General features: G+C 53.7%; 30 protein-coding genes and 1 riboswitch. Of the genes, 18 read left to right on the forward strand and 12 right to left on the reverse strand.

The window, feature by feature from the left end:
• The first annotated feature begins 199 nt into the window (after positions 1 to 199).
• From KNP60_RS10275 to KNP60_RS10295, 5 genes are all read left to right on the forward strand, one after another.
• Positions 200 to 433: a hypothetical protein gene (locus KNP60_RS10275; protein WP_034780710.1), complete on the forward strand. Its 234-nt coding sequence runs from the start codon at positions 200 to 202 to the stop codon at positions 431 to 433.
• An 11-nt stretch (positions 434 to 444) separates the two neighbouring features.
• Entirely contained in the window at positions 445 to 1404 is a 960-nt protein-coding gene (locus KNP60_RS10280) for a LacI family DNA-binding transcriptional regulator (protein WP_214797419.1), read from the forward strand.
• A gap of 67 nt (positions 1405 to 1471) precedes the next feature.
• The gene (locus KNP60_RS10285; protein WP_034780715.1) at positions 1472 to 1753 is read left to right on the forward strand and encodes a HesB/YadR/YfhF family protein; all 282 of its coding nucleotides are present in this window, start codon (positions 1472 to 1474) and stop codon (positions 1751 to 1753) included.
• 94 nt (positions 1754 to 1847) lie between these two features.
• The gene (locus KNP60_RS10290; RefSeq protein ID WP_021068076.1) at positions 1848 to 1985 is read left to right on the forward strand and encodes a hypothetical protein; all 138 of its coding nucleotides are present in this window, start codon (positions 1848 to 1850) and stop codon (positions 1983 to 1985) included.
• A gap of 96 nt (positions 1986 to 2081) precedes the next feature.
• Positions 2082 to 3011 (forward strand): manganese-dependent inorganic pyrophosphatase, encoded by a 930-nt coding sequence (locus KNP60_RS10295; RefSeq protein ID WP_034780718.1) that lies wholly within the window; start codon positions 2082 to 2084, stop codon positions 3009 to 3011.
• A 52-nt stretch (positions 3012 to 3063) separates the two neighbouring features.
• On the opposite strand, the gene KNP60_RS10300 is transcribed toward KNP60_RS10295, so the two are convergent.
• From KNP60_RS10300 to KNP60_RS10310, 3 genes are read right to left on the reverse strand one after another with little or no spacing between them, the layout of a single operon-like run.
• Entirely contained in the window at positions 3064 to 4188 is a 1125-nt protein-coding gene (locus KNP60_RS10300) for a DUF418 domain-containing protein (protein ID WP_214797420.1), read from the reverse strand.
• 21 nt (positions 4189 to 4209) lie between these two features.
• Positions 4210 to 5763 carry an ABC-F family ATP-binding cassette domain-containing protein gene (locus tag KNP60_RS10305; protein WP_021068083.1) on the reverse strand — a complete coding sequence of 518 codons (1554 nt, stop codon included), beginning with the start codon at positions 5761 to 5763 and terminating at the stop codon, positions 4210 to 4212.
• 60 nt (positions 5764 to 5823) lie between these two features.
• The gene (locus KNP60_RS10310) at positions 5824 to 6432 is read right to left on the reverse strand and encodes an NAD(P)-dependent oxidoreductase (protein ID WP_214797421.1); all 609 of its coding nucleotides are present in this window, start codon (positions 6430 to 6432) and stop codon (positions 5824 to 5826) included.
• 131 nt (positions 6433 to 6563) lie between these two features.
• A riboswitch (purine riboswitch) is annotated at positions 6564 to 6665 on the forward strand.
• A 77-nt stretch (positions 6666 to 6742) separates the two neighbouring features.
• On the opposite strand from KNP60_RS10310, the gene KNP60_RS10315 reads away from it, so the two are divergent.
• The 4 genes from KNP60_RS10315 to KNP60_RS10330 are packed head-to-tail and all read left to right on the forward strand — an operon-like array spanning position 6743 to position 9696.
• Positions 6743 to 7324, forward strand: a complete 582-nt coding sequence (locus KNP60_RS10315) for a xanthine phosphoribosyltransferase (RefSeq protein ID WP_214797422.1) — start codon at positions 6743 to 6745, stop codon at positions 7322 to 7324.
• Positions 7321 to 8625 (forward strand): nucleobase:cation symporter-2 family protein, encoded by a 1305-nt coding sequence (locus tag KNP60_RS10320; RefSeq protein ID WP_214797423.1) that lies wholly within the window; start codon positions 7321 to 7323, stop codon positions 8623 to 8625. The genes KNP60_RS10315 and KNP60_RS10320 overlap by 4 nt, the downstream gene beginning before the upstream one ends.
• Before the next feature lie 34 nt (positions 8626 to 8659).
• Positions 8660 to 9307, forward strand: coding sequence for an NAD(P)H-binding protein (locus KNP60_RS10325; RefSeq protein WP_034780733.1), 648 nt, complete (start codon positions 8660 to 8662; stop codon positions 9305 to 9307).
• Complete coding sequence (locus KNP60_RS10330) at positions 9304 to 9696, forward strand: RDD family protein (protein WP_034780735.1); 393 nt, start codon at positions 9304 to 9306, stop codon at positions 9694 to 9696. The genes KNP60_RS10325 and KNP60_RS10330 overlap by 4 nt, the downstream gene beginning before the upstream one ends.
• Positions 9697 to 9715: 19 nt before the next feature.
• On the opposite strand, the gene KNP60_RS10335 is transcribed toward KNP60_RS10330, so the two are convergent.
• Entirely contained in the window at positions 9716 to 10981 is a 1266-nt protein-coding gene (locus KNP60_RS10335) for a purine/pyrimidine permease (RefSeq protein ID WP_034780737.1), read from the reverse strand.
• A 75-nt stretch (positions 10982 to 11056) separates the two neighbouring features.
• Between KNP60_RS10335 and KNP60_RS10340 the strand changes: the two genes are divergently transcribed.
• A complete protein-coding gene (locus KNP60_RS10340) occupies positions 11057 to 11761 on the forward strand; it encodes an alpha/beta hydrolase (RefSeq protein ID WP_214797424.1) in 705 nt (234 codons plus the stop codon).
• Between the two features lie 33 nt (positions 11762 to 11794).
• On the opposite strand, the gene KNP60_RS10345 is transcribed toward KNP60_RS10340, so the two are convergent.
• From KNP60_RS10345 to KNP60_RS10355, 3 genes are all read right to left on the reverse strand, one after another.
• Positions 11795 to 12976: an MFS transporter gene (locus tag KNP60_RS10345; RefSeq protein WP_034780741.1), complete on the reverse strand. Its 1182-nt coding sequence runs from the start codon at positions 12974 to 12976 to the stop codon at positions 11795 to 11797.
• Between the two features lie 116 nt (positions 12977 to 13092).
• Positions 13093 to 13884: an endonuclease/exonuclease/phosphatase family protein gene (locus KNP60_RS10350; RefSeq protein ID WP_029596278.1), complete on the reverse strand. Its 792-nt coding sequence runs from the start codon at positions 13882 to 13884 to the stop codon at positions 13093 to 13095.
• A 52-nt stretch (positions 13885 to 13936) separates the two neighbouring features.
• On the reverse strand, positions 13937 to 15565 hold the full coding sequence (locus KNP60_RS10355; RefSeq protein ID WP_034780743.1) for a PTS transporter subunit IIBC: 1629 nt from the start codon (positions 15563 to 15565) through the stop codon (positions 13937 to 13939).
• 221 nt (positions 15566 to 15786) lie between these two features.
• Between KNP60_RS10355 and KNP60_RS10360 the strand changes: the two genes are divergently transcribed.
• From KNP60_RS10360 to KNP60_RS10370, 3 genes are all read left to right on the forward strand, one after another.
• Positions 15787 to 16551: a TrmH family RNA methyltransferase gene (locus tag KNP60_RS10360; protein ID WP_114164885.1), complete on the forward strand. Its 765-nt coding sequence runs from the start codon at positions 15787 to 15789 to the stop codon at positions 16549 to 16551.
• Positions 16552 to 16609: 58 nt separating this feature from the next.
• Positions 16610 to 17065, forward strand: coding sequence for a GNAT family N-acetyltransferase (locus KNP60_RS10365; protein WP_021068095.1), 456 nt, complete (start codon positions 16610 to 16612; stop codon positions 17063 to 17065).
• A 90-nt stretch (positions 17066 to 17155) separates the two neighbouring features.
• The gene (locus KNP60_RS10370; RefSeq protein ID WP_034780750.1) at positions 17156 to 17644 is read left to right on the forward strand and encodes a hypothetical protein; all 489 of its coding nucleotides are present in this window, start codon (positions 17156 to 17158) and stop codon (positions 17642 to 17644) included.
• Positions 17645 to 17676: 32 nt separating this feature from the next.
• Here the strand turns inward: KNP60_RS10370 and KNP60_RS10375 are convergent, their stop codons facing one another.
• Positions 17677 to 18186 carry a hypothetical protein gene (locus KNP60_RS10375; RefSeq protein WP_214797426.1) on the reverse strand — a complete coding sequence of 170 codons (510 nt, stop codon included), beginning with the start codon at positions 18184 to 18186 and terminating at the stop codon, positions 17677 to 17679.
• Between the two features lie 115 nt (positions 18187 to 18301).
• Between KNP60_RS10375 and KNP60_RS10380 the strand changes: the two genes are divergently transcribed.
• Positions 18302 to 18958 carry a TVP38/TMEM64 family protein gene (locus tag KNP60_RS10380; RefSeq protein ID WP_138860076.1) on the forward strand — a complete coding sequence of 219 codons (657 nt, stop codon included), beginning with the start codon at positions 18302 to 18304 and terminating at the stop codon, positions 18956 to 18958.
• 28 nt (positions 18959 to 18986) lie between these two features.
• Here the strand turns inward: KNP60_RS10380 and queF are convergent, their stop codons facing one another.
• From queF to queC, 4 genes are read right to left on the reverse strand one after another with little or no spacing between them, the layout of a single operon-like run.
• A complete protein-coding gene (gene queF / locus KNP60_RS10385; RefSeq protein WP_021068099.1) occupies positions 18987 to 19475 on the reverse strand; it encodes a preQ(1) synthase in 489 nt (162 codons plus the stop codon).
• Positions 19476 to 19486: 11 nt separating this feature from the next.
• A complete protein-coding gene (queE, locus tag KNP60_RS10390; RefSeq protein ID WP_251131381.1) occupies positions 19487 to 20182 on the reverse strand; it encodes a 7-carboxy-7-deazaguanine synthase QueE in 696 nt (231 codons plus the stop codon).
• Entirely contained in the window at positions 20182 to 20637 is a 456-nt protein-coding gene (queD, locus tag KNP60_RS10395) for a 6-carboxytetrahydropterin synthase QueD (protein WP_021068101.1), read from the reverse strand. Before queD ends, queE begins: the two co-directional genes overlap by 1 nt.
• Positions 20634 to 21278 carry a 7-cyano-7-deazaguanine synthase QueC gene (gene queC, locus KNP60_RS10400; protein ID WP_034780758.1) on the reverse strand — a complete coding sequence of 215 codons (645 nt, stop codon included), beginning with the start codon at positions 21276 to 21278 and terminating at the stop codon, positions 20634 to 20636. Before queC ends, queD begins: the two co-directional genes overlap by 4 nt.
• A 208-nt stretch (positions 21279 to 21486) precedes the next feature.
• Between queC and nhaC the strand changes: the two genes are divergently transcribed.
• From nhaC to KNP60_RS10420, 4 genes are all read left to right on the forward strand, one after another.
• The gene (nhaC, locus tag KNP60_RS10405; RefSeq protein ID WP_214797428.1) at positions 21487 to 22863 is read left to right on the forward strand and encodes a Na+/H+ antiporter NhaC; all 1377 of its coding nucleotides are present in this window, start codon (positions 21487 to 21489) and stop codon (positions 22861 to 22863) included.
• An 80-nt stretch (positions 22864 to 22943) separates the two neighbouring features.
• A complete protein-coding gene (locus tag KNP60_RS10410; RefSeq protein WP_138860072.1) occupies positions 22944 to 23534 on the forward strand; it encodes a DNA-3-methyladenine glycosylase in 591 nt (196 codons plus the stop codon).
• A 69-nt stretch (positions 23535 to 23603) separates the two neighbouring features.
• A complete protein-coding gene (locus KNP60_RS10415) occupies positions 23604 to 24116 on the forward strand; it encodes a type 1 glutamine amidotransferase domain-containing protein (protein WP_034780765.1) in 513 nt (170 codons plus the stop codon).
• A 116-nt stretch (positions 24117 to 24232) separates the two neighbouring features.
• Positions 24233 to 25372 carry an MFS transporter gene (locus KNP60_RS10420; RefSeq protein ID WP_251131382.1) on the forward strand — a complete coding sequence of 380 codons (1140 nt, stop codon included), beginning with the start codon at positions 24233 to 24235 and terminating at the stop codon, positions 25370 to 25372.
• The last annotated feature ends 13 nt before the right edge of the window (positions 25373 to 25385 follow it).

The raw sequence follows: 25385 nt of genomic DNA on the forward strand, positions 1-25385 counted from the left end.
AATGCCCGACAATCGTCGAATTAACGTTATCAACTTGATGACTATACAAAATGAGCTGGCTGTCGTCAATGATTTTGAGTTAAAAAACTTTAAATATCCTCATGTAAGCGTTGAATGTTCGGAAATAGACGAAATAAAAATAGTACTTGCTCTGAAACGCGTTTCAGACTGTACGGTTAAGTCAAAGGAGGGAAAGCTCATGAATCCGACAACGTGGAAAACATGGTGTAGTGGGATCGTCTACGAACTCGTCATCAATCAGTTGTATACGCCGCTCGGAAGAATGTTGTGCGCCCGTTTTCAAGACGAGTTTCTTCATCTACCCGTCGAAGAACGGTTCCGCCTCGTCCAAGCCATCCGAAAGCAAGTGATTGCGAAAGGTGACAGTCAGGAGTCAGACTGGGTACACTATATGCAAAGACTGACAGATTGAGGTGAAGCGGAATGGCGAACATCCGAGATATCGCGAAATATGCGGACGTCTCCGTGACGACGGTGTCGCGCGTGCTCAACGAGCATCCGTATGTGTCGAAAGAGAAGCGGGAGCGGGTGCGACGGGCGATGGCCGAGCTTGGCTATTTACGGAATCAGCAGGCGCTGACGTTATCGACCGGTCGCACGCAACGTTTCGTCGTCGTGTTGCCGTATTTGGATCATCCGTATTATGGACTGTTCGTCAACGGGCTCGCGAAAGCTGCCCTCCAAAGAGATTATCGACTCGTCATGTGGCAGACAGAGTATCAACTCGACCAAGAACGGCAAGCGCTTGATCTATTGAAGCACCGTGAAGTCGATGGGGCGATTCTGTTATCCCATACGATGTCATTCGATGAGATGGAAACGTATCGACAATTTGGTCCAATCTCGGTCGCGACCGTCGGGGCGCCGCAGACGATTTCTTCGGTCCACGTCGATCATTACACCGCGTTCGTCGCCGGTTTGCGCGTGTTGGCGCAAGCGGGATATGCCGAAATCGGCATCGTGTTGTCAAGACAAGACAGTCCAAGCTCGATCGCGCGTCAGCAGGCGTACTTCGATGAAGTCGAACTTGCGCGTGAGCGATGGGTTTGGACCGGTTACTTGACGAGCGAGGACGGGATCGGACTGGCCGATGCGTTTCTGCGTCAACAAGAGCGTCCTCGAGCGCTCTTTTTCTCGTCGGATTATGTGGCGCTCGGTTTTTTAGGAGAATTACGCCGTCGTGGTGTCAGCATCCCGGATGAAGTCGCCATCCTGGGCTTCGATGGTCATCCGATTGGTCAGGCGTTCGGCCTGTCGACGATGCACTCGCCAAATGAAGACATCGGACGGACGTTGTTCGATGTGACGTTCGAGGAGATGAATGGCGGAGCTTCGGTCACAAATAGTTTAACGGTCACATATTTGCCGGGGTCGACGCTCTAGGCAACTTCCTCGCTCGGTTTTTCTGAAACGATTAGAATGGAGACAGAAGTCGAGAGGAGGATGACGAATGAAGATTAACGTGACAGAAGAAGCACTCCAATTTTTTAAAGATGAGATGGAAGTCGAGGCAGGCCAGACGGTGCGCCTTTTCGCCAAATATGGGGGTTCGACCGATTTGACGCACGGCTTCTCAGTGGGAGTCATCACAGAAGACATCGACAACGCTGTAGTCGAAACGGAAGCGGACGGGATTCGCTTCGTCGTGGCTGAACAGGATGAGTGGTTATTCCAAGGACAAGACGTCAACGTCGAGATTCGAGGCGACGAGGTCGTGTTCGTTCAAGCGTGACATCACAGTTTGTTAACAGAAATGCGACATCCGTTTGAAGCCATCCAGCTCGGGGAACAGTCTACGACATGACAAAACCGAAAGGATGAGACAGATGTCAGAACAAGATAAAAAGCGTGAACAAGAAGAACAAGAGAAGTTGAAACGAGACCAACCGGATATTTCGCACGAAGAAGATTCAAAAGGGGATCATTCGGACCTTGAAGAGACGGACGAAGACGAACAAGCGTAAAGAGCCCCTGGTGGCTCTTTTTGTTTGGGAATTGAAAGAATGAGGATAGACGGTATAATGGATAAGGGAAAACTATCATAGTGAGGAGAATGCATCATGAGTACAGTACTAGTTTTCGGACATAAAAATCCAGACACGGATACGATTTGCTCGGCGCTCGCTTACGCGGAGCTGAAGAAAAAGTTAGGCATGGACGCTGAGGCGGTCCGTCTCGGTGAAGTGAACGGGGAGACGCAATATGCGCTCGACCACTTCCGCGTCAAGGCACCACGCCTCGTAGAACGCGTGTCAGACGAAGCGAACTCGGTCATCCTGGTCGACCATAATGAGTTCCAGCAAAGCGCGGAAGACATCGCAGACGTGCGCATTCTTGAAGTCGTCGACCATCACCGCATCGCCAACTTCCAAACAGCGGATGCCCTCTACTATCGTGCGGAGCCGGTCGGTTGTACGGCGACGATTTTGCTCAAACTCTATAAAGAGCACGGTGTCGAAATCGCGCCTGACATGGCAGGATTGATGCTATCGGCGATCATCTCGGACTCGCTCTTGTTCAAGTCACCGACATGCACAGACGAGGACATCAAAGCGGCAAAAGAACTCGCAGCCATTTCAGGTACAGACATCGAGACATATGGTCTTGAGATGTTGAAAGCTGGGGCTGACCTTAGCCAAAAAACGATCCCAGAACTCATCTCGCTCGACGCGAAAGAGTTTGCGATGGGCGACTACCGCATTGAGATCGCTCAAGTGAATACGGTCGACGCGAACGACGTGTTGAGCCGTAAAGCTGAAGTCGAAGCGGCAATGGCCGTGAAGATGTTAGACAAAGAACTCGATTTGTTTGTCTTCGCCATCACGAACATTTTGACGAACGATTCAGAAGCACTCGTTGTCGGTAAGAAGACGGATCTATTCGAGCAGGCGTTCAACGTCAAATTGGTCGATGGTCTCGCGACACTTCCTGGCGTCGTCTCACGCAAAAAACAAATCGTACCGGTGCTCACAGCAGCGGCGACGAACTAAGAAACGAGAAAGGCTCGAAGCAGATTGATCTGCTTCGAGCCTTTTTTTGCGGTTAAGATGATTGTTTTTGTCGTCCATACGTTCCCATTCGCCATAACTTCTCGAACGGACCGTATCGATGCGATTTCAGCCACCACATCGAGAAGAACGCTTGGGCAATCAAAATCGCGATACTTAAGAACAATCCTTCCGTCAACGACAGGCGACCGTAGTAGCCGAGGGCGATAACGGGCAAAACGACGGCGAGGGTGTGCGTCAAATAGTTCGTCAGCGCCATACGGCCGAGCGCCTGCAGCGGACGGAACGCGCGCCCGTTACGGACGGCAATCGTAAAGAGACAGACGTACGTCGTCGCGAGCAGTTTCCCAGAGACGATGACGGCCGCAGAATTCGTCGCGGTATAGGCTGCACCGCCACCGTAATGATGCCAAACAATGACTGCGAAGAACGGTAGGGCCGCTACCGTACAGATGATGGCCGTCCGGGTCAAGCCTCGGATACTCCACGTGAGGAGTTTCCGTTCGCGTCCAATATACAGACCGAACAAGAACAGGCTTAGAATTTCAATCCCGACGAAAAATGAGTTTTGGAACATGTCAAAAATCTCATTGTCCAAGCGGTAGTCGAACCACGGACCGAATCCGGAATTAAAGACGGTCGGGAACGGTCCGCCAATAGACATAAATCCTAAAGCCCATTCTAAATAGATGGACGAGACATAGAATAGTAAAAAACTCCCGATTAATAAGCTCCATGCCCATGTCAAAATCGCCCGATTACTCAATCCATAAAACAGTGGGAGCAACAAGCCCCACATCGCATACGTATGTAAGATGTCACCCGACCAAATGGCCAGGTGAGCGAGTCCGAATAGGAACAAGATGGCGATACGGCGGATATAACGGCTGACCGAGTCCCCGCGCGCATACGAACGCTCGAGGAAAATCGAGAAGCCGATTCCGAACAGGAGCGAGAAAATCGTGTAAAACTTCGTCTGGACGAACAAATCGAATAGCGTCCGGACGAGTAAATCGCTCCCCGCATAATCGGTGCGACCGAAAATCCAGTCGCTCCCGAGCATCGTGGGGATATTGACGAGGAAGATGCCGCACAGGGCAAAACCTCGAATGATGTCATACAGAACGATGCGTTCATTAACTTGAATCGGGCCAGCCATACGCCACTTCCTCTACACGGATTAGAATACTTTCGTCGTCCACGATTCGCAGTTCCAGACGTCGGTGACGATGTCTTGATAGAACTCCGGTTCGTGACTGATGAGTAGGATACTGCCTTTATATTCTTTCAACGCGCGCTTCAACTCTTCCTTCGCGTCGACGTCCAAGTGGTTCGTCGGCTCATCGAGGAGGAGCAAGTTCGATTCGTTGTTTTGGAGCTTACATAGACGAACCTTCGCCTTCTCTCCACCACTGAGGACCGCGATTTTACTCTCGATATGCTTCGTCATGAGACCGCATTTCGCGAGCATGGCGCGGACTTGTTGCTGGTTGAGTGATGGGAACTCGCTCCAAATCTCTTCGATACACGTGTTGTTGCTGACGGCCGCTTCTTGTTCGAAGTACCCGATCTCCAAGAACTCACCGCGTTCGACGGTTCCTTCAAGCGGGTTGATCATGCCAAGAAGGCTCTTCAACAGCGTCGTCTTCCCGATCCCGTTCGCACCGACGAGGGCAATCTTCTGACCGCGCTCCATTTGGAGGTCGAGCGGGCGTGAGAGCGGCTCGTCATAACCAATGACGAGATTTTTGGCGTCAAAGATGAGACGACCTGACGTGCGTGCCTGCAAGAACCGGAACTCTGGTTTCGGACGTTCCGCACTCAGTTCGATGACATCCATCTTATCGAGCTTCTTCTGGCGTGACATCGCCATGTTCCGTGTCGAGACGCGTGCCTTGTTACGGGCGACGAAGTCTTTCAAGTCGGCGATTTCAGCCTGCTGGCGTTTATAAGCCGATTCAAGCTGCGATCGTTTCATCTCGTACACTTCCATGAACTTGTCGTAGTCCCCGACATAGCGTGACAAGTCTTGGTTCTCCATATGGTAGACCAAGTTGATGACGCTGTTTAAGAACGGGATATCATGCGAAATCAAGATGAAGGCGTTGTCGTAGTTTTGGAGATAACGCTTCAACCATTCGATGTGGGCCTCGTCCAAATAGTTGGTCGGCTCATCGAGGAGGAGGATGTCCGGCTTCTCGAGAAGCAATTTCGCGAGCAATACTTTCGTCCGCTGACCACCTGAGAGGTCCGTGACGTCACGGTCGAGTCCGACATCTAAAATACCGAGACCGCGAGCGACTTCTTCGACTTTCGCGTCGATGATATAAAAGTCGTTCGAATCGAGCATTTCCTGCAGTTCGCCGACTTCGGCGAGCATGTCGTCCATCTGTTCAGGCGTCGCATCGCCCATTTCCATGTAGAGCTCACCGATTCGTGTTTCGGTGTCAATCAAGTATTGGAATGCGCTCTTCAACACGTCCCGAATCGTCATCCCACGCTCGAGGACAGCGTGCTGGTCGAGGTAACCGACACGGACGTTTTTCGCCCATTCGATTTTGCCTTCGTCCGGTTGGAGTTTGCGCGTAATGATGTTCATGAACGTTGATTTTCCTTCACCGTTCGCTCCGATGAGGCCGATGTGTTCGCCTTTCAATAGACGGAAAGACACGTCGTTCAAAATGGCGCGGTCACCGAAACCGTGGCTCAAGTTTTGTACTGTTAATATACTCATATTTCTTATTCGTTCCCTTCAAAGTTGACTATCCGATATTGTAGCATGGATTCAAAAAAATTAGTACGCCAGGCCGACTGATTGGCGGACGAAGTGTTGTTCTTCAACGGCGTTCAGCATGAACTGGGCGACATCGGCCCGTGAAATCTGTTTTCCGTTGTCTGGAATGGTGTCGATAGACGTTCGATACACCGAGGTCCGGGGACCGTCCGTCAGTTGCATCGGCCGCACGATTGTGTAATCGAACGACGAGTTGCGCCACAAATCGACCGCGGCCCGGTGATCACGGAGCGGCTTCCGAAGCATGAACGTCACCACCGTACCAGCGATGCCCGGAATCTCTTTGTCGATTCCAGCCGAGGCGAGGTAGACGACCCGAGTGACGTCATTTGCTTTCAGCGCCGGGACGAGTGCGTCGGTGACGCGGGCCAGGAAGTCCGAATCGCTCAAGTCGGTCCCGAGACAGCTGATAAGGGCGTCATGACCAGCGAGGGCGTCTGTCAAAGCGGCGCTGTCTGTGACGTCGCCTTCGATGATTTCAAGTTGCGGGGTCGGAATCAATTTTTTTTGTTCCCGCACGAAGGCGGTCACATGGTGGCCATGCTCGATGGCCTGGTCGACAAACTGATGACCGGTCCGGCCGGTGGCACCTAAAACGAATAGCTTCATAATGGATGTGGCTCCTCTCGTTTTTCCAGTATCTTTAGTATACAGGAGTTTCAGAAAAATCGAACTTTTAGCCGTCTTTTCCAAAACGGGTTGCAATTTCTACAATATCGTCTAGAATAAGTCCTATCTTATATAAATAAAAGATTCGCACTCGTATATCAGCGGGAATATGGCCCGCAAGTCTCTACCGAACCACCGTAAATGGTTCGACTACGGGTGACGCTTGTCGTGTGCATTCGTTTTGTTTCCATGCGGTTCGTCGTCCCCGGGTTGGGGTGACGAATCGCATTTTTTTATTGGAGGGAAAACAATGAAGCAGTTAGAAGACAAAATCAGAGATGAAGGACAAGCGTTGTCCGAACACGTGTTGAAAGTCGATGCCTTCTTGAACCATCAAGTCGATCCTGTCTTGATGCAGGCGATCGGACGCGAGTTCGCGGACCGGTTCCGTGACGCTGGAATCGACCGTATCGTCACATTGGAATCGAGCGGGATCGCTCCGGCCATGATGACGGCGCTCGAGATGAACATCCCGTTCGTCTTCGCTCGTAAACGCAAATCACTTACACTTCAAGATGACCTCGTCGAAGCGGACGTCTACTCCTTCACGAAACAAGAGACGAACCGCATCAGTTTGAGCCGTCGCTTCGTCCAACCTGGGGAGCGCGTGCTCGTCATCGATGACTTCCTCGCTAACGGGGAAGCCGCTCTCGGTTTGACGCAACTCGTCGAATCAGCCGGGGCGGTCGTCGCCGGTGTCGGCATCGTCATCGAGAAGTCGTTCCAACCGGGACGGGGCAAGTTGCTCGAGCGAGGCTATCAAGTCGAGTCACTCGCTCGGATCGCCAAGCTTGAAGCAGGTAAGATTTCCTTCATGGAGGTAGTCCGATGAACACGTTCAAGACAGCCAGTCTCGGATTCCAACACTTACTTGCCATGTACACGGGCGCGGCGATCGTCCCGCTCATCGTCGGCGGTGCCATCGGGCTCGGTCCGACTGAACTCGCTTACCTCGTCGCAATCGATTTGTTCATGTGCGGCGTCGCGACGCTGTTGCAAGTCTGGACGACCCGTTTCACCGGTGTCGGTCTGCCAGTCGTACTCGGTTGTACGTTCACCGCGGTCGGTCCGATGATTGCCATCGGTAGTTCGAGCGGCATCACCGCCATCTATGGGGCACTCATCGCGAGCGGAATCATTGTCATCTTAATTTCAGGCTTTGTCGGGAAACTGGCTCGCTTCTTCCCGCCGGTCGTGCTCGGCTCGGTCGTGACGATTATCGGTCTCTCGCTCATCCCAGTCGCTGTCAATGATATCGGCGGTGGGATGCCAGGTGAGCCTGGCTTCGCTTCGATGCAAAACTTGGCGCTCGGTGGCTTGACGATTGGTTTGATTCTCGTCTTGAACCGAATCGGTACCGTGTTCACGCGCGCGGCCGCTGTCTTGTTTGCGGTCTTGATCGGTACAGGGGTCGCCGCGTTCCTCGGTCTCGTCGATTTCAGTCCGGTCCGTGAGGCCGGTTGGTTCCAAATGGTACAACCGTTCTACTTCGGGATGCCGACGTTTGACGTCTCGGCCATCCTCGTCATGACGCTCGTGGCCATCATCTCGATGATTGAATCGACCGGTGTCTTCTTAGCATTGAGCGATATCACGAAAAAACCGATTGGCTCGAACGAGTTGACGAAAGGGTATCGGGCCGAGGGTGTGGCAACGATTCTCGGAGGGATTTTCAACAGCTTCCCGTACACGACGTTCAGTCAAAACGTCGGTCTCGTCCAATTGTCAGGCGTCAAATCACGTCGCGTCATCTTCTGGACGAGCGGTCTGTTGATTTTGCTGGGCTTCTTGCCGAAAGTCGCGACGTTCACGACATTGATCCCGAAACCGGTGCTCGGTGGGGCGATGCTCGTCATGTTCGGCACGGTCGCCGCTTCAGGGATTCGAATCTTGAGCCAAGTCGATTTTGCGAAAAACGAGAACTTGATTACAATCGCCTTGTCGATTGGGGTCGGTCTCGGTATCACGGCCAACCCGGCCATCGTCGTGAACATGCCGGAAGCGGTGCAGTTGTTCACGGACAGCGCCATCGTCGCAGGATCGTTCACCGCCTTGTTATTGAACGGGTTCTTCCGACTCGTCGACCGGTTCCGTCCGGCCGAGGTCGTTGCCGAGAACCGGCAAGTCAGCTAGACTGAAAGGAACTACGTAACTAGGGGGAACAAGCATGGGGAAAACTGCACTTGTCGTTGGCGCCACCGGATTGATTGGACGCGAACTCGTCGAACAGTTGCTCGAACAAGAACGATATGATCAAGTCTGGATTGTCGTCCGTCGCTCGAAGCGTTGGAGTCACCCGAAACTGCACGAGGTCGTCGGATTTGAAGGAATGGACGAGGCGTTGCCGCATATTGATGACGTCTACTGCGCACTCGGAACGACGATCGCTGTCGCCGGTTCGCGTCAGGCATTCAAACACGTCGATCTCGACTTGCCGCTCGAAGTGGCACGGGTCGCGAAACAACACGGAGCGACACGTTATGCCGTCGTATCGGCTCAAGGCGCGTCACTTCGGTCACCGTTCTTCTACAACCGGGTGAAAGGGGAGCTCGAGAATGGGCTCAAAGTGTTCGGCTTCGAGCACTTGATTATCGCCCGGCCATCGCTCCTCCTTGGGGAGCGGGATGAGTTCCGACTCGGCGAAAAAGCGGCCGAAGTCGTCAGCCGTCCGCTCCAACCGTTGTTGCTCGATAAACTACCGGATGCCGCGCCGATTCAAGCGCTCCACGTGGCCCGCGCCTTGATTATGGCCGCAGAAGAAGGACAGGGCATCGAAGTGTTGACGTCAGGTATGATGCAGAGGATGAGCCAATGAACCCATTAACGAAGAAACGTACCCAAGCCGTCTTGATTGATGGCGTCATTGCCGGATTGCTCAGTTTTGGTGTCGAACAGCTCGTTCGGAAGAAAGTGAAAAGCGAGTTCGTCCATGCTGTCATCACCCCGACGCTCGTCTCCTACGCGCTTGAGGCATGTCAGATGCGCCGCAGTGGACAGACGCTCGGCTATAAGCTGATGGGTCTCGAGTTGAAAAATGACGACGGGACACCGGTCACGGCCGAGCAAGCGTTCAAACGGGCGCTTCACCGCGACACAATCTCGATTGTCGCCTACGTCAAAGACCGCGCGCACTTCGAGGCCGAAGACGGTGCCGTCTTGCCGCACGACGCAGCGTTCCATATGCACGTAACCGAAAAAAACTGACCTCTCGAGGTCAGTTTTTTTAGTCTTTGATGCGGCTGAGAATGGCCGTCGTCAAGGCGACGATCGTTCCGAGGACGAGTCCGTTCGAGAACACGGTCGCCAAGAGCGGCGGCAAATCGTTCATTGCCCCAGGTGGGAGCAACATCGCCCCGGCCCCAATGACGAGCGGGAGACCGACAGTGAGTGAGGCCGTCTTTTGGTTCAATTCGAACGCCGCCTCGTTGATTCCGATGATAATCATCGTCGCGATGAGCGGGGTGACGATGGCGTATCCGACAGCGGCTGGGATACTTGCGATCAGCGAGACGAACGGACCGACGAGGGCGAGCACCATCATCAAAGCATGGGCGATGAGGTGTGGCGTGCGATGCACACTTTCAGTCGAAGACAGGAAGCCGGCTGTCCCAGAGATGGCGACCGGTCCCGGTGTCCCGAACAAGCCCGCGACCATTTGGCTGATGCCGCTGACAACGCCGGATGCCGGGACGTTCCCTTCGATTTGACGCTTCTCGCGCGAGCTGACGATGCGCTCAATCAATTTGATATTGGCAAGGACGTTCGTCATGAGCAGGAGCGTGATGACGAACGCAGTCGGGAGCAAGTTCCAATCCCACACCCACGTTCCGAACGGGAATAGTTCAGGGACGAGGAAAAATGACTCGGAACGGACGATCGGGTTCCCGAGGCCGAGCATGTTGAACAACCAAAATCCGGCGATTAGCGTCATGACGAGGCCGTACTGCTTGAACCGGCTCCGCTCGAGCGTGAGCGCGAATAAGACGAGGCCGGCCGTCGCCACGGCTTGGATTGTGTTGATGCCGTCCTCGGTCACACCGAAGCCGCCTTTGATGACGGCGCCGGACAATTGCAACACGAGCAAAATCATATAGACGCCGAGGACTTGCGGGGTAAACAACGACAGCATCCGTCGCAACAGGCCGGTGACAGTCATGACCACACCGAGCACACCACTTAAGAACAACATGAAACCGAGCGCTTGGAGCGTCTCTTGTCCGCTCCCATAAAGTGCTGGACCGATGGAGGCATAGAGTGTGAACACGCCCCACCAAATCCCGGCTGGTCCTTCTAAGATTGGCAGGCGGTGGCCGAGCAGCGTTTGGATAATGCTGAAGAGTGCGAAGACGAACAGTGAACGTGAGATGAACGTCATCGTCTCTCCTGGCGACAGTTCAAATAAGGCGGCGATTGAGAGCGGTGGTACAATGTTTGTAGCTAAAATAAAAATAAACCACTGAATCGTCGTGGTTACAGAACTTTTGGTCATGGTGTCCCCCTGGTATTTCCCTTTTTTAATACTAGTGTACCGTGACGGGGAAGTGGATGCAAATGGAGGTATATAATGAAGAAAAAACTGAAGTGGATTGGCCTTGGCCTATTAGGAGTCATCTTGGTCGCCATCATCGGCTTCCTCGTGTGGACGCAACTGACGTACGGACCGACGGAAGAAGCGCGCGGTTACGCGGCTGAGGCGAGGGAGGTGGACAATCGTCTCGAGTTCGGGCAGACGGACAGCGAGGTTGGGTTCATCCTGTATCCTGGAGCGAAAGTCGAGAAAGAGGCGTACGCTTACTATGGCACCAGACTGGCAGAGGAAGGTGTCTTCGTCGCTATCCCATCGTTGCGCTTGAATCTCGGGATAGCAGATATCGATGCGGCAGAAGATATCATCGCCGCCCACCCGGATATCGAACGTTGGGTCGTCGGGGGGCATTCACTCGGCGGGTCGGCCGCGTCCGGTTACGCGCTCGAACACGAGGCGCAAGTCGACGGGGTCATCTTCCTCGCCTCGTATCCGATCAGTACGATGGCGGACAGCAATTTACGTGTCTTGTCCGTCTCTGGGGAAATCGACGGTCTGGCCACACCGGCTGATATCGAGGCGAGCCGTGACAACGTCCCGGATGACGCCGTCTTCCATCAAATCAAAGACGGCAATCACGCCAACTTCGGGATGTACGGCCCGCAGGACGGAGATAACGATAGCCCACTCAGCGCCAAACAACAACTCGACGAGACGATCGATCAAATCTTGGATTGGTTATGAAAACAGCGTGCCCACATGATGGGGCACGCTGTTTTAACGTTGGTCGAGCTTATGACTGACCGCTGTCAGCAAGGCTGTCACGAGCGCGACGGCGCCGCCGACGATGGCGAGGGTCATCACGGGTGCGTTGGCATAGACAAGACCACCAAGCGCCGAACCCATGCCGATACCGACGTTGCTTGCGACCGGCATGAGCGATGAAGCCAGTCCTTTAGCGTCCGGATTGAACTTCTCGGCCAAGTCGATCAAGTAGATTTGCGTCGATGTCGTCAGTAGAATCGCCATGAACGACATGAGCGCGATATTGATCAGGCCGAGCGTCACGTTCGACGTCGTCACATACAAGGCCGCCAAGACGAGCGCTTGGATGAGAAAGACGAACCGGAGACGTCCGATTGGATTATGATTGGCGATTTTCCCGGCCGCCATGTTGCTGAAGATCGAGATGAATCCGTAAGCGAACAGGATTGGACTGACCCAAGCGATCGGGACGCCGAGCACGCCTTTCAAAATCGGGACGAGATACGTATAGACGACGTACGTCGCGCCGAAGCCGAACGCCGGGATGAAGAACGCGATTAGGATGCGCGGGTTCGTCAAGAGCCGCAATTGATCGGCAATCGACGTTTTGACGCTCGTTAAATGGCTCGGCACGACACGGTAGACGGCGAGAAATGCGACGACGCCTAAAGCGGTCGTCAACAGGAATGTCGTTTCCCATCCGGCGCGTTGGCCGATGAACGTACCGAGCGGGACGCCGAATACGTTGGCCATCGTGAAACCGCCGAAAATGAATGAGACAGCGATGCCGCGCTTCCCGGTTGGAACCGATTCACTGGCGACGAGCATGGCGAGCGAGATGAGCACGCCGGTCACGACGGCGGTCATCATCCGGAGCACGAGCAATATCCCGTACGTCGGAGCGAGGCTGCTGAACAAGTTAAAGACGATGAACGCAGCGGTGAGTGTAAGCATCAGTTTTCGTTTCGGCAAATGGCTCGTCAGTGACATCGTCAGCGGGGTCCCGATGGCGAAGGTGATCGCGAACGCCGAGACGAGCGTTCCGGCCGTGGCAATCGAAATCGATAGTCCATCGGCGATATCGGGTAAAATCCCGACGATGACAAATTCACTCGTCCCGAGCACGAACGTGAGCAAGGCGAGCGATAAGATAAGCGTCCAGTCGGTCCGACTGAGCGATGGGGTAGTCGTCAAAATAAAATCACTTCTTTCGTTCAAGGTTGTTAGACTTCAGTCGTTTTCAACCATACAGGATTTCCACGCAAAGCAAAACCCTTTTCCCTTCCGTGAGGAAAAGAAAAGGGTGCCATTTACCGCCAAAATGCCGTTGCTTCAACACCGGCATGATCCGAGACGATCGGACCGTTCTCGCCATCGAAGACGACGGCATGGCGAGAGACGTGGATCGGAGCGTTCGTCAGCATCAAGTCGATGCGAAGCGCCTGCTTGTTCTCGTCCCAGCCGGCAATCTTGCCTTGGACGGTCGCATCGCCTTCACGCTCGGTCGCCAAATGGAACAAATCTTGGAGACCGTGCTCGATCAAGTAATCGTACCCTTCGCCACGGATGAAGGCGTCGTTATTAAAGTCACCGAGCAGCAAGGCGCGGTCGTCGTCCTCGACGCGACGAAGTAGTTCATCGAGCTGATGGCGCACCGGCTCATCGGCGTCATGCCACCAACCGAGGTGACAGGAGTAAATCGCCGTCGGCGCGTCCATGCCGTCCACGACCGCCTTGACGATTTTCCGAGATTTGTAATCGTTCGGGTCGGTCGTCTGGGAGACGAAGAACGATTCGGTCGACACGAACGGAGTGCGCGATAAAATCGCGACGCCCTCCTCGTAGATGTCGTATCCATAATGGGCGAAGTCCCACGTCATGTAGTAATCGACGCCTTGCTCTTTCAAACGCTCGACGAGCACATAGGCGAAGTTGTTCTCTCGAATCAAGCCGTCGATGAGTGGGGCCTCTTTATGTTGATTCACTTCTTGGAGTGCGATGATGTCATATTCCTCGCTCGCAATCCGTTCAACGATCGAGTCGATTTTCTCTTGTTGACGGTCCTCTAACCAGGCGTGACAGTTCAGCGTTAAAATATTCACGATAGTCCTCCTTTAGAAAAAACAGGCCAACTCGTACGAGCTGGCCTGTTGATTATGCACCGATGACGTCTTGAATATCAGACTTCAATACGTCGGCTTTCGGGCCGTAGATTGCTTGGACACCGCGGTCTTTCAAGATGAGACCCATGGCGCCGTTCTTTTTCCATTCGCTCTCTTCTGAGACGAGCGACATGTCTTTGACTGTGACACGGAGACGCGTCATGCAGGCATCGACGTCTTCGATGTTCTCTTCCCCACCGAGTAGAGCGATAATCCCCATGACCTGCTCGTTGCCTGTCACAGTCGATTTCTCTGTCACTTCTTCCATATAGTTCCCGTTACGACCAGGCGTCGGAAGGTTCATCTTCTTGATGAAGAAGTTGAACACACCGAAGTTCAAGAAGAAGAAGGCAGCCGAGACGAGGAAGAAGTTAATCAAGTCTTGTAACAGTCCCGCTTTGACAATCATCGGGATGCGTGTGAGCAATTCAATCGCACCGAACGCGTGGACACGAAGGTCGATGACATCCGCTAAAGCGAAGGCGGCACCGGCCAAAAGCGCGTAGACGACGTAAAGGACTGGAGCGACGAACATGAACATGAATTCGATCGGTTCTGTGACACCCGTCAAGAAGACGGCGAGACCAGCCGACAAGAACATCGGCTTGTATTGTGCTTTCTTGTCTTCGTCGACGTTGCGGTACATCGCGTAAGCGGCACCAATCAAGGCAGCGAATGACAAGATGACTTGACCGACTTTGAAGCGGGCCGGTACGACGTCAGCGAGCAAGGCGTTGTAAGCAGCAGTGTCACCAGCAGCGCGCAGGTTAACGAGGTCTGTGACCCAAGCCAACCAGAGCGGATCTTGACCCGCAACGACCGAACCGGCTGTCGCACCTGTCAAAATCGTGTACGTGCCACCGAGCTCCGTGTAGTTCATCGGCACAGTGAGCATGTGGTGAAGGCCGAACGGCAAGAGGAGACGTTCGAGCGCACCGTAGATGAACGGCGCGAGAACTGGTGCCGTGTTACGTGACGTCGCAATCCATTCACCAAAGCTGTTGAGCGCACCTTGAATCGTCGGCCAAATGATTGACAACGCGATGGCGGCAACGACCGAACCGAGGATGACGACGAATGGCACGAAGCGCTTCCCGTTGAAGAACGAGAGGGCGTTCGGCAATTTGTTGAAGTTATAGAACTTGTTATAAAGGGCTCCACCAAGGAAACCGGCGATGATCCCGACGAACACGCCCATGTTGAGTGCTGGTGAACCGAGTACAGATGTGAAGTAGTCGGCGACGACAAGGTCAGCCCCGAAGAGAGACTGGACTGTCGCTTCCGGGTCTTGGAGCATCGCTCCGTTGACGCCGAAGATGGCGCCTGTGACACGGTTGATCAAGATAAAGGCGATGAGTGCAGCGAAGGCACCGCCGGCTTTATCTTTCGCCCATGAGCCACCGATGGCCACCGCGAATAAGATATGTAAGTTGACGATGATTCCCCAACCGAGGTCTTCGATGATGCGTGCCGTCGTGAGCAAGATACTGACGTCTCCGGCTGACATGCCAATCAATTTACCAATCGAGATCATGAGACCTGCGGCCGGCATGACGGCGATGACGACCATTAAGGCCTTACCGAGTTTCTGCCAAAAGTCGAACGAGATGAGTTGTTTCATGCTATACGCTTCCTTCCTGTACGGAACTTTTTATCTGTCTATGGCGACTGTCAATGCAATCGCTTGCATAGATGATTGTAATCGATTGCATAACTTTGTGCAACCGTTTTCCTAATTTTCATGGATTTTCATAACGAGAGGATATTCGACTCGTTTCTCACCTAGCTTGTCAGTCGGAACGAATCTCGCTACAATACTAAAGGTTGAAAGGGGCGAGAACGATGGGATGGAGACAGACAACATCGGCATTATCAAAAGAAGAGCAAGCGGCATTACTCGATGAATTGTTGCAGTCGGGCCTGTTATTAGAAGAGGATCGACTGCTGTACAGCATGTTGATGCCCGACCGCGTCAAGCGGATGCAGGAAGTGCTGGAGTTACGGACGAACCATATCACGATTTTGACGGAAGGGGTCGATGACCCGCACAATCAGTCGGCCGTGCTCCGTTCGGCGGACGCGTTCGGTGTCCAGACGTTGCACGTCGTCGAGGGACGGGCCAAGTTCAAGCCGAACTCGATTATCGCCAAAAGCGCCGATCGCTGGGTCGACGTGGTCGAACATCCTTCGATCGAGGACGCAATCGATCGGTTGAAGGCGGACGGTTACCAAGTGCTCGCGACGGCACTCAGTGAAGAGGCGGTCCCACTTGAGGACATCGATGTGTCAAAACCGACCGTGCTCTTGTTCGGGAACGAACATCACGGCGTATCGGAACGAGCGCTCGCCAAGGCAGACGGCAATTACTTGATTCCGATGCAAGGATACGTCCAAAGTTTGAACATTTCTGTCGCTGCCGCCATCTCGTTGTACGATGTGACGACGCGGGCGCGCCATGTCGTGACGGACGGATATGGACTGAAGGTGGAAGACAAGCAGCGCATCTTAAAAAATTGGATGGTAAAGAGCCTTCCGAAGCGGTCGCTCGGTGTGTATAAGCAAAAAGGTTTGACCGCTTTTGCGCGTGAGACAGGAAAAACGGAGTAAACGGCGAAAGGTACAGGCGTACGAACAACTTGTCCATATACTGAAAGGGGATGGAAAGATGAGTACGACCAGTTCATTTATCGTGAAAGATGTGACGACGAATTTCAAAGACTACGAAGAGGAATTCTTTAACCTGTACCGCACGCTTTACGGGGACATCGATCAACTGCGTTTTAAAGAACGGCTGTATCGTCATGCGAACCCGCTCGTGTTGCTCGCATTTTCAGATGAGCGCCTCGTCGGCTTCAAAATCGGTTATGAGGCCGAGCCGTATCGCTTCTATAGCTGGGCCGGAGGTGTGCACCCCGAGTTTCAAAAGCATGGCATCGGCCGCAAGCTGATGGACACGCAACTCGAGTGGGTGAAAGCGCAAGGGTTCCATTCGATTCGAACGAAAGCCCGTAACACGAACAAAGGGGTCATCATCTTGAACCTGTTGTGTGGCTACGACATCATGGGGGCGTATACAGAGGATAACGAGCCTCGCATCATGATGGAGAAACAATTGAACTGACCGCTGAGCCGTGGCGCATGCCACGGTTTTTTTGTTGGCATGAAACCAAATGGGGCTGCATCCGTATTATAGAAAAAAGGGGGAGACATCATGGTCCATACGTTTGCATTCGGGGAAGAAGTATACATCGATTCAACAGGGATGGGGGACTCGTTTTTTAGTGGAGTACCAATCATTTTCCCGATATTCTTTTTCCTGATTATCGGTATTATCGTGTTCGCTGTTATTGGAGGCATCGGTAAGCAAGTGAAGACGAACAGTCTATTGAAAGACATGCAACAGTTCGCGTCAGACTTGGCCGACCATCCGAGTGACGAATCGGCAAACCGTCTCGCTGACTACTTGCGAGACGTGACGTCGTTCCCGGTCGAGCGGACACAGATGGAGCCGTTCCGAGTCGCGCTCGGCAGCTATCACTTGATTATGGAGTCGTCGCACGTGCACGACGAGACGAAAGAGCGGGTCGATCGCCAATACAAACGGCTCGGCATCTTGGACGGGGAGAAGTTCGCCGATGAGCCGGTCCCGCGACGCCGTTCGAGCTCACACCATCATGACCACCATAATCATCACATGTAAAAACGCGTCGGGAACGTCCCGACGCGTTTTTGTTACATATAACGGCTCGCATCGAAGTCAATCTCGGTTCGATGATTGGCTGACTCGATGGCGCTGGCGATGCGGTTGGCCCGTTTCTCGACGTCACGGGCTTTCAGCCGGTAAAGTTCCGGGTCATAGAGCGCATGCTTGATGACGCTCGTCCCTTCCCCGTAACCCGTTTGGAACTCGCGTTTCGGACGCTCGGCCAAATCTTGATACATCCGAGCCTGAGCTCGTAATTGAACGGCGAACTCCATCGCTTCGACGAGTGGGAGCGGTCCGTCATTCGTCTCGATGACGGTATGCAGGTTCGCCTCACAGACGAGACGATCAAGACGGCGTAAATCGGTCCGGATCGCCTCGAGCTCAACTTCGATATCCTCGAGGGAACGGGACTGGATCGTCGGGAGCGGCTCATCTTTCTCGAGTTCGATGAATGCGACACGTTCGACTTCTTCGAGCAACTTATCAATCTGCTTCAGAAGCAGGTGTTTCAACTTGATGGCATCTGCCAAGTACATAGGGATTCCTCCTTCTGCTTTTTTTAACCGTACCATACTGCGATTCCTAAAAAAAGGAAGGCGTTACTTTTTCGAGGTGAGGCGATATGATGGAAGAAAGAGAGGAGGTCGACCGATGAACAAGTGGAAAACGCAATGGATCATTGCCATCGTCTTGCTCGTCTTCGGTACCGCGACGTTCCTTTATCAGTGGATCGACTTGCGACCGGGTGAGATTCGCGATTATATCGTTCAATTCGGGTGGCTCGCCCCGCTCGTCTATATTTTACTGTTCACCGTTCGCCCGTTGATTTTATTTCCGACGTCGGTCTTGTCCGTCGCCGGTGGATTGGCGTTCGGGACGCTGCCTGGTGTCGTCTATACAGTCATCGGGGCCACGCTCAGCGCGCTCGTCGCCTACTATATCGCGATTCGCTTCGGTGACCGCTTTCTCCACCATTTCGAGACGAGCAATTATGAGAAGGTGCAGCATAAGATCGAGGAGGATGGATTTTTCTATGTCTTGATTTTACGCTTGATCCCGCTCGTCAACTTTGACTTGGTCAGTTATGCTTCAGGGCTCGCGAAAGTGCGCCTCCCGGGTTATGTCTTCGCGACCACGGTCGGGATGATCCCGGGTGCGTTCGCCAACAATTTCCTCGGCAGTAGCCTCGCGAGCGGAGACTTTAAGTTAATCATCCTCGCCCTCGTCGTCTTGGTCGTCCTGACGCTCGTCGCGACGGTGTTCCGGGAACCGATCAAACGACAAGTTAATCGCTATAAAAAGAAGTAGGCGCTCCCGTTGAGCGCCTACTTTTTGGTTAACGGTTGTCGACCGTCTCAGGATACAGGTCGTGATTGAACAAGCGATGTTCAGCCATTCTTTCGTATTTCGTGCCCGGTTTGCCGTAGTTGTAGTACGGATCGATCGAGATGCCGCCGCGTGGCGTGAACTTGCCCCACACTTCGAGATAGCGTGGCTCCATCAACTTGACGAGGTCTTTTCCGATGACGTTGATGCAGTTCTCATGGAAGTCCCCATGGTTGCGGAAGCTGAACAAATATAGCTTGAGCGATTTTGACTCGACGAGCTTCTCGTCCGGGATATATGAGATATAAATCGTCGCGAAGTCCGGTTGGTTCGTGATCGGGCAGAGCGACGTGAACTCCGGTGCGTTGAACTTTACGAAGTAGTCGTTCTCCGGGTGACGGTTCGGGAACGCCTCGAGGACGTCCGGTGCGTATTCAAAAATGTATGGGACGCTCTTCTGTCCGAGGAGCGACAAGTCTTGTAAGTCTTCTGGTCTCATAGTTATTCTCCTTAGACGCCACGTTCGTTGGCGTACAGTAATGTGTGCAGCTGCGGCAGGACACGGACACTTTGCCATGACGGGTCGCGGGCGACGTCCTCCCATAGTTCTTTCAAACGACGGAGCTGGGCGTCGGTGATGTCACCGTCCGCACCGGGCTCGGGATTGCCGGCCGATAAGTACATGACGTCCGGGGTGTAGCGCGTCTGTACCGATTTCGCATAGGCGAGGTCGATCTCGTCGAAGACGGCGACTTTGAACGTCATCTGTTCGGGGCGCAGCCGTTCGACGATGGCGTCGAGTTTCTCCCAGTCGGTCGTCATGCCGGAAGATGGTGGTTTCGGGCTGAGCGTCACGTCGTCGATGTCAGCGAGCCAGTCCTGATAGCGGCTGCCTTGCGTCTCGACGGCGAGTTTGACGTCGCGCGCCTTCAGTTTCGTCACCAAGTCTTTCATCGCGGCGATGAGGAGCGGATTGCCGCCCGAGATGGTGACATAGTCGTACACGCCGAGCGCGTCGAGCCGTTCGATCACTTCGTCGGCTGTCAGCATGTCGGGTTTCTCCGAGCCGTCCCACGTGAAGGCGGAGTCGCACCACGAACAGCGATAATCGCAACCGGCGGTCCGGACGAACATCGTCTTTTGTCCGATGGCGCGGCCTTCCCCTTGAAACGTCGGGCCGAACACTTCGAGGACAGGGATTTTCATCAGTCCACCAACCATTCGCGGCGGAACTCGGCGTATGACGTCGGTGTCTCGTACAGTTTGACGAATTCGACGCGGACGTCGCGCTCGTCAGGCAAGTGTTTGGCGAGCTGCTCGAAAATCCAGTAGCACATGTTTTCGGCAGTCGTGTTCATATAAGGTAACGACTCATTCAAATAACGATGGTCGAGGTATGGTTCGAGTTCTTCTTTAAAGATGGCTTTTAAATCGCCAAAATCGAGCGTCATGCCGCGGTTATCGAGAAAACCGCTGATGCCCATTTGCAATTTATACGTATGTCCGTGTAGCGCTCGACATTTACCGTCGTAATCGAACAAATGATGCGCGGCGTCAAACGTTACTTCTTTGACGATTTGGACGCGGTGCGGACAATAGATGAGCGAGCCGTCTTGTTTGGCTTCGACACTCGTCGGGGCGAGGAATGGGGCGTTCTTCATACGCGCACCTCCTCATACGCGGCGAGGCCGTTTTGACGGAGCACACAAGCCGGGCATTCGCCGCAACCTGATCCGAGGATGCCGTTATAGCACGTGAGCGTCCGTTCTTTGACGTAATCGAACGCACCGAGTCGGTCCGCGAGTTCCCACGTCTGCTTTTTGTCGAGCCACATGAGCGGTGTGTCGATGACGAACGGATAGTCCATCGCCAAGTTGAGCGTCACGTTCAAGGATTTGACGAACTGGTCCCGGCAATCCGGATAACCTGAGAAGTCGGTCTCACATACGCCGGTGACGATGTGATGCATACCGAGCTGTTTGGCCATGACGGCCGCAAAGGATAAGAATAAGTGATTGCGTCCATCGACGAACGTGTTTGGGACGTCCGCATTGTCGATGTCGAGATCGTGTCTCGTCAACGCGTTAGAGGTGAGTTGTCCGAGTAAGGACAAGTCGAGGATGTGGTGCGGGACATCGAGTTCGGCCGCAATCTCTTTCGCGACCTCGATTTCCGCGTCATGGCGTTGCCCGTAGGCGAACGTCACCGCTTCCACATGAGAGAATTGTTGTTTTGCCCAAAATAGGCAGGTGGTTGAATCTTGACCGCCGCTAAAGACGACCAATGCTTTTTCGTGTTGCAACGTGCACACTTCCTTTTTCGCTAGTTTTGATGTCGGAGGAGGTTACGAACTCCGGAGGTCACCCTCGAGCGTTTACTTTACCATAAAAAGACGTTTGACAGGGAAAAGAGAAGCAGGTATAGTAAAGAACATCACTGAAACACTTTCGCGCATAAAAGCGTTTAAGCGGTTAGGTAGAAAATAATGGAACTGAAAGGAGGGGACGTCGATGCAGATGAAAGGAAAAGAGGCTGTATTCGTCGTGCTGATGAGCGGTATTTCCCTGCTCGCACTGATGTTTTTGGCCAAAGCGACGCCACACATGGCGATCTTTGGCACAATGGTATTAATAGGGGGTTACGCGTATTATCGCACGCGTGATTTTAAACGAATCGAAGCCGCGATGATCAGCGGGATCCGTGAAGCCATCATGCCGGTCTTGATTTTACTGTTGATCGGGATGTTGATTGGTGTATGGCAGATGTCTGGTACGGTGGCGACAATCCTCTCCATCGGTTTAGATACAATCTCAGCGCAATGGTTCTTGCCGAGCGTCTTGCTCATCACAATGATTGTCTCGTCGTTCACGGGCAGTGCCTTTACGACGGTCGGTACGGTCGGGGTCGCCTTGTTCGGTATCGGGATGGCGCTCGGGATTTCTCCGGCGCTTGCCGCAGGGGCGATCGTCTCAGGTGCATTATTCGGCGACAAAATGAGCCCATTGTCAGATACGACGAACTTCGCGCCGGCCGTGGCCGGTGTCAAACTGTTCGACCATATCCGTTTCATGATGGGGACGACCGTCCCGGCTTTCCTCATCACCCTTGTTTTGTTCACAATCCTCGGTCGGAGCGGGCAAGCGGCGGATACGACACAAATCGCTGAGGCACAGGCGGCGCTCGCCGGGCGGTTCAACTTATCATGGCTGACTTTGCTCGCGCCGATCCTAGTTGCCGTTCTCGCCTTCCGCCGGATGCCGGTCTTGCCGACGATGCTCGTCGGCATGTTCGCCGGTGTGTTGACGGCAGGGTTTGTCCAAGGCAACTGGAACGTCACGAACTGGTTTGGCGTCATGCAGGCCGGATTCAAATCGGGCGTCGAGAATGAGACGATTGCGGCCGTACTCGACCGTGGCGGACTCGAATCGATGCTCTGGTCGGTCAGCCTCGTCTTGATCGCGCTCGCGTTCGGTGGATTGCTCCGTGAACTTGGTGTGTTCCAAGCGATCGTCGACGCATTGCTCGAACGGTTGAAGTCACCAGGCAGCTCGGTCTTGTCGGTCGTCCTCAGCTCGATTGGTGTCAACTTGCTCGCGGGTGAGCAGTACTTGTCGATCTTGCTTCCAGGTCAGGCGTTCAAACAAGGGTTCATCGATCGCAGCATCGATCCCCGTTACTTGTCACGTGCTCTTGAAGACGGCGGGACGGTGATCAACCCGCTCATCCCATGGGGCGTGTCGGGTGCATTCTTCGCGGCCACGCTCGGGGTACCGGTACTTGAATACGCACCGTTCGCCTTCTTCCTCTGGCTCAGCCCGATTTTCTCGATCATTCTCGGATACGTGAAGTTGGGAAAGCAACGTGAGGCGATGCGGATCGCATCATAATTTAACAGATGTCCTGAATCGTTCAGGGCATCTTTTTTGTATCTTCCCGTCTTCATTTGAGAAAATGAGACCGAGGAGGGATGACGATGAAACGACTCGATCCATCATTTTATGAGCAACCGACGCTCGAATTGGCCCGTTCGTTACTTGGTCACTATCTCGTCCATGATCATCTCGACGGTCAAATCGTCGGAAAAATCGTCGAGACGGAAGCTTATCTCGGCGCCATCGACCGGGCGGCCCACAGTTTCGGCGGCAGACGGACGAATCGGACCGAGGTGATGTTCGGGTTACCTGGACACGTTTACACGTATCAGATGCACACGCATACGCTCTTGAACGTCGTGAGCGGTCCGGTCGGCACGCCGGAAGCCGTCCTCATTCGGGCCATCGAGCCGATTGAAGGACAGGGCATCATTGAGGCGAATCGTCCCGGCATCAAGCGATTCGACCAGACGAACGGACCCGGAAAACTGACGAAAGCGCTTGGCATCACGATGGACCTATACGGACATTCGCTCCAACATGAGCCACTTTATATCGTTGAAGGGAGTGCCATCCCGGAAATCGAGGCCGGTCCACGCGTAGGGATCCCGAATACGGGCGAAGCACGCGATTACCCATACCGCTTCTTCGAACGAGCCAATCCGTACGTCTCGAAGTTTCGTTGAATGTTTATGGGCCGGTTAGGTGTGGAACACTCCTTATGTGCATAAAAATAATGAGGGAGTGTTTTCAATATGGCAAAAGTAGCAACGCTAATCACAGATATGTTTGAAGACGTAGAGTTCACGGGTCCACGCGACGCATTGGTGGAAGCGGGGCACGAAGTTGTCACGATTGAAAAGAAAGCCGGTAACACGGTTGAAGGCAAACAAGGCGAGTCGAAAGTCACGATCGACAAAGCAATCGATGACGTGTCGCCGGAAGACTTCGACGCGTTGCTGTTACCAGGTGGGTTCTCACCCGACTTGTTACGTGAAGACGAGCGATTCGTTCAATTCGCGAAAGCGTTCATGGACGCGAAGAAACCTGTGTTCGCTATCTGTCACGGCCCACAACTGTTGATTACGGCGAAGACGCTCGAAGGCCGCGATGCAACCGGTTATAAGTCGATTAAAGTCGACATGGAGTATGCCGGTGCGAAGTATGCGGACAAAGAAGTCGTCGTCTGCCAAGAACAGCTGGTGACAAGCCGTCAACCGGACGACATCCCGGCGTTCAATCGCGAAATCCTTAATCTGCTCAAATAATCGTCTGGCCACGGCATTTCCCGTGGCTTTTTTTGTGCAATCGGGAATAGGTGAATAAGGAGGAGATTTAGATGAAACGAGCACGTTCACCTAGCTAAGTCGGTCGAAACGTTACGTTGCTTGGATGGATGCGTTGGTTCGAGGCGCTCATCCCAGCCTACACGATTGAGCGTCTGTTTTGGGAGTCGCGGACGATCACAATGCAAGAAGTCGTCTATCTCGAAATGCTCTATGCCATCCTCGTCGTCATCCTCGAAGTGCCGACCGGGGTGTTAGCCGATCGCTTGGAACGGCGACGTCTGTTGCAAATCGGGACTGCACTCGAGTGGGGTTCCTTTGTCGTGTTACTTGTGTCCTTTTCGTTCGGCGGTTTCGCCTTAGCCATCGCCTTGTCAGGCATTGGGGCGGCGCTCCGGAGCGGGGCGGAGAATGCACTGCTCTATGAGACGCTTGAACAAGATGGGAAGACGGAGGCGTTCGAGCGCTGGGTCGGCCGGTTGAATGTCATCGGAATCGTTGCAGCCGTTCTCGCGGCGATCAGCGGCGCCTTGCTGGCCACACGCTTCCCGTTTGAACTGAACTATGTGCTGTCGATTGTCAGTTTGTTTATCGCGACAGCGTGTAGCCTCGGCCTTGTCGAGCCGAGACGAGTCGTGACAGAGGAACGAATGACGTGGGCGGATATCGGGGCAGGTTTTCGCTTCGTGTGGCTCGACCACCAGCTACTTGCCTTGTCGTCGGTGTTCATCGTGACAATCGGTGCGTTCAACTTCATCAATGAGTTTTGGCAGTTGTACGCCCGTGACGTCGAAGTTCCCATCTATTGGTTCGGAATGATTTCGACTGTCCTGTTGCTCATTCAAATACCAGGGCAACTGCTCGCCCCGGTCCTGTTACAAATCACGACGGTCGATCGTTGGTTGCACGGAATCGGTTGGGGCATCGGTCTCGGTTTTGTCATTCTCGGCTTTTTCCCAGGACAAGTCGGACTTGTCTGGATGGCAGGCATGGCGTTTCTTATCGGCATCGTCGAACCGCTCTATCTCGGGGCGTTGCATGACCGTGTCCCGTCTGTCATCCGGGCGACGACCGAGTCATCCGTCTCGATGTTGTTGCACATTAGTATCATCCTCATCGGACTAGTGTTTGTAATCGGGGCCGGTATGACGCTCTTCGTTGCCTTTTTATGGATTGGGATCGTCGTTTGTATGCATCAATTGCTCATCATATTCGTTACTTGGAAAAAGGATGCTTAAGCGAGCATCCTTT

It is taken from the genome of Exiguobacterium sp. s5, assembly GCF_018618075.1.
Taxonomy (GTDB): Bacteria; Bacillota; Bacilli; order Exiguobacteriales; family Exiguobacteriaceae; genus Exiguobacterium; species Exiguobacterium mexicanum_A.

Excerpts from the sequence above, each read along its gene's own strand:
- KNP60_RS10305 (WP_021068083.1), bottom strand. The coding sequence starts at position 5,763 with ATGAGTATATTAACAGTACAAAACTTGAGCCACGGTTTCGGTGACCGC.
- queE (WP_251131381.1), bottom strand. The coding sequence starts at position 20,182 with ATGAAAATCCCTGTCCTCGAAGTGTTCGGCCCGACGTTTCAAGGGGAA.
- queF (WP_021068099.1), bottom strand. The coding sequence starts at position 19,475 with ATGAGACCAGAAGACTTACAAGACTTGTCGCTCCTCGGACAGAAGAGC.
- KNP60_RS10370 (WP_034780750.1), top strand. The coding sequence starts at position 17,156 with ATGGTCCATACGTTTGCATTCGGGGAAGAAGTATACATCGATTCAACA.
- KNP60_RS10285 (WP_034780715.1), top strand. The coding sequence starts at position 1,472 with ATGAAGATTAACGTGACAGAAGAAGCACTCCAATTTTTTAAAGATGAG.
- KNP60_RS10360 (WP_114164885.1), top strand. The coding sequence starts at position 15,787 with ATGGGATGGAGACAGACAACATCGGCATTATCAAAAGAAGAGCAAGCG.
- KNP60_RS10275 (WP_034780710.1), top strand. The coding sequence starts at position 200 with ATGAATCCGACAACGTGGAAAACATGGTGTAGTGGGATCGTCTACGAA.
- KNP60_RS10415 (WP_034780765.1), top strand. The coding sequence starts at position 23,604 with ATGGCAAAAGTAGCAACGCTAATCACAGATATGTTTGAAGACGTAGAG.
- KNP60_RS10330 (WP_034780735.1), top strand. The coding sequence starts at position 9,304 with ATGAACCCATTAACGAAGAAACGTACCCAAGCCGTCTTGATTGATGGC.
- KNP60_RS10355 (WP_034780743.1), bottom strand. The coding sequence starts at position 15,565 with ATGAAACAACTCATCTCGTTCGACTTTTGGCAGAAACTCGGTAAGGCC.
- KNP60_RS10290 (WP_021068076.1), top strand. The coding sequence starts at position 1,848 with ATGTCAGAACAAGATAAAAAGCGTGAACAAGAAGAACAAGAGAAGTTG.
- KNP60_RS10340 (WP_214797424.1), top strand. The coding sequence starts at position 11,057 with ATGAAGAAAAAACTGAAGTGGATTGGCCTTGGCCTATTAGGAGTCATC.
- KNP60_RS10320 (WP_214797423.1), top strand. The coding sequence starts at position 7,321 with ATGAACACGTTCAAGACAGCCAGTCTCGGATTCCAACACTTACTTGCC.
- nhaC (WP_214797428.1), top strand. The coding sequence starts at position 21,487 with ATGCAGATGAAAGGAAAAGAGGCTGTATTCGTCGTGCTGATGAGCGGT.
- KNP60_RS10375 (WP_214797426.1), bottom strand. The coding sequence starts at position 18,186 with ATGTACTTGGCAGATGCCATCAAGTTGAAACACCTGCTTCTGAAGCAG.
- KNP60_RS10325 (WP_034780733.1), top strand. The coding sequence starts at position 8,660 with ATGGGGAAAACTGCACTTGTCGTTGGCGCCACCGGATTGATTGGACGC.
- KNP60_RS10335 (WP_034780737.1), bottom strand. The coding sequence starts at position 10,981 with ATGACCAAAAGTTCTGTAACCACGACGATTCAGTGGTTTATTTTTATT.
- KNP60_RS10365 (WP_021068095.1), top strand. The coding sequence starts at position 16,610 with ATGAGTACGACCAGTTCATTTATCGTGAAAGATGTGACGACGAATTTC.
- KNP60_RS10280 (WP_214797419.1), top strand. The coding sequence starts at position 445 with ATGGCGAACATCCGAGATATCGCGAAATATGCGGACGTCTCCGTGACG.
- KNP60_RS10300 (WP_214797420.1), bottom strand. The coding sequence starts at position 4,188 with ATGGCTGGCCCGATTCAAGTTAATGAACGCATCGTTCTGTATGACATC.
- KNP60_RS10410 (WP_138860072.1), top strand. The coding sequence starts at position 22,944 with ATGACGATGAAACGACTCGATCCATCATTTTATGAGCAACCGACGCTC.
- KNP60_RS10295 (WP_034780718.1), top strand. The coding sequence starts at position 2,082 with ATGAGTACAGTACTAGTTTTCGGACATAAAAATCCAGACACGGATACG.
- KNP60_RS10380 (WP_138860076.1), top strand. The coding sequence starts at position 18,302 with ATGAACAAGTGGAAAACGCAATGGATCATTGCCATCGTCTTGCTCGTC.
- KNP60_RS10315 (WP_214797422.1), top strand. The coding sequence starts at position 6,743 with ATGAAGCAGTTAGAAGACAAAATCAGAGATGAAGGACAAGCGTTGTCC.
- queD (WP_021068101.1), bottom strand. The coding sequence starts at position 20,637 with ATGAAGAACGCCCCATTCCTCGCCCCGACGAGTGTCGAAGCCAAACAA.
- KNP60_RS10310 (WP_214797421.1), bottom strand. The coding sequence starts at position 6,432 with ATGAAGCTATTCGTTTTAGGTGCCACCGGCCGGACCGGTCATCAGTTT.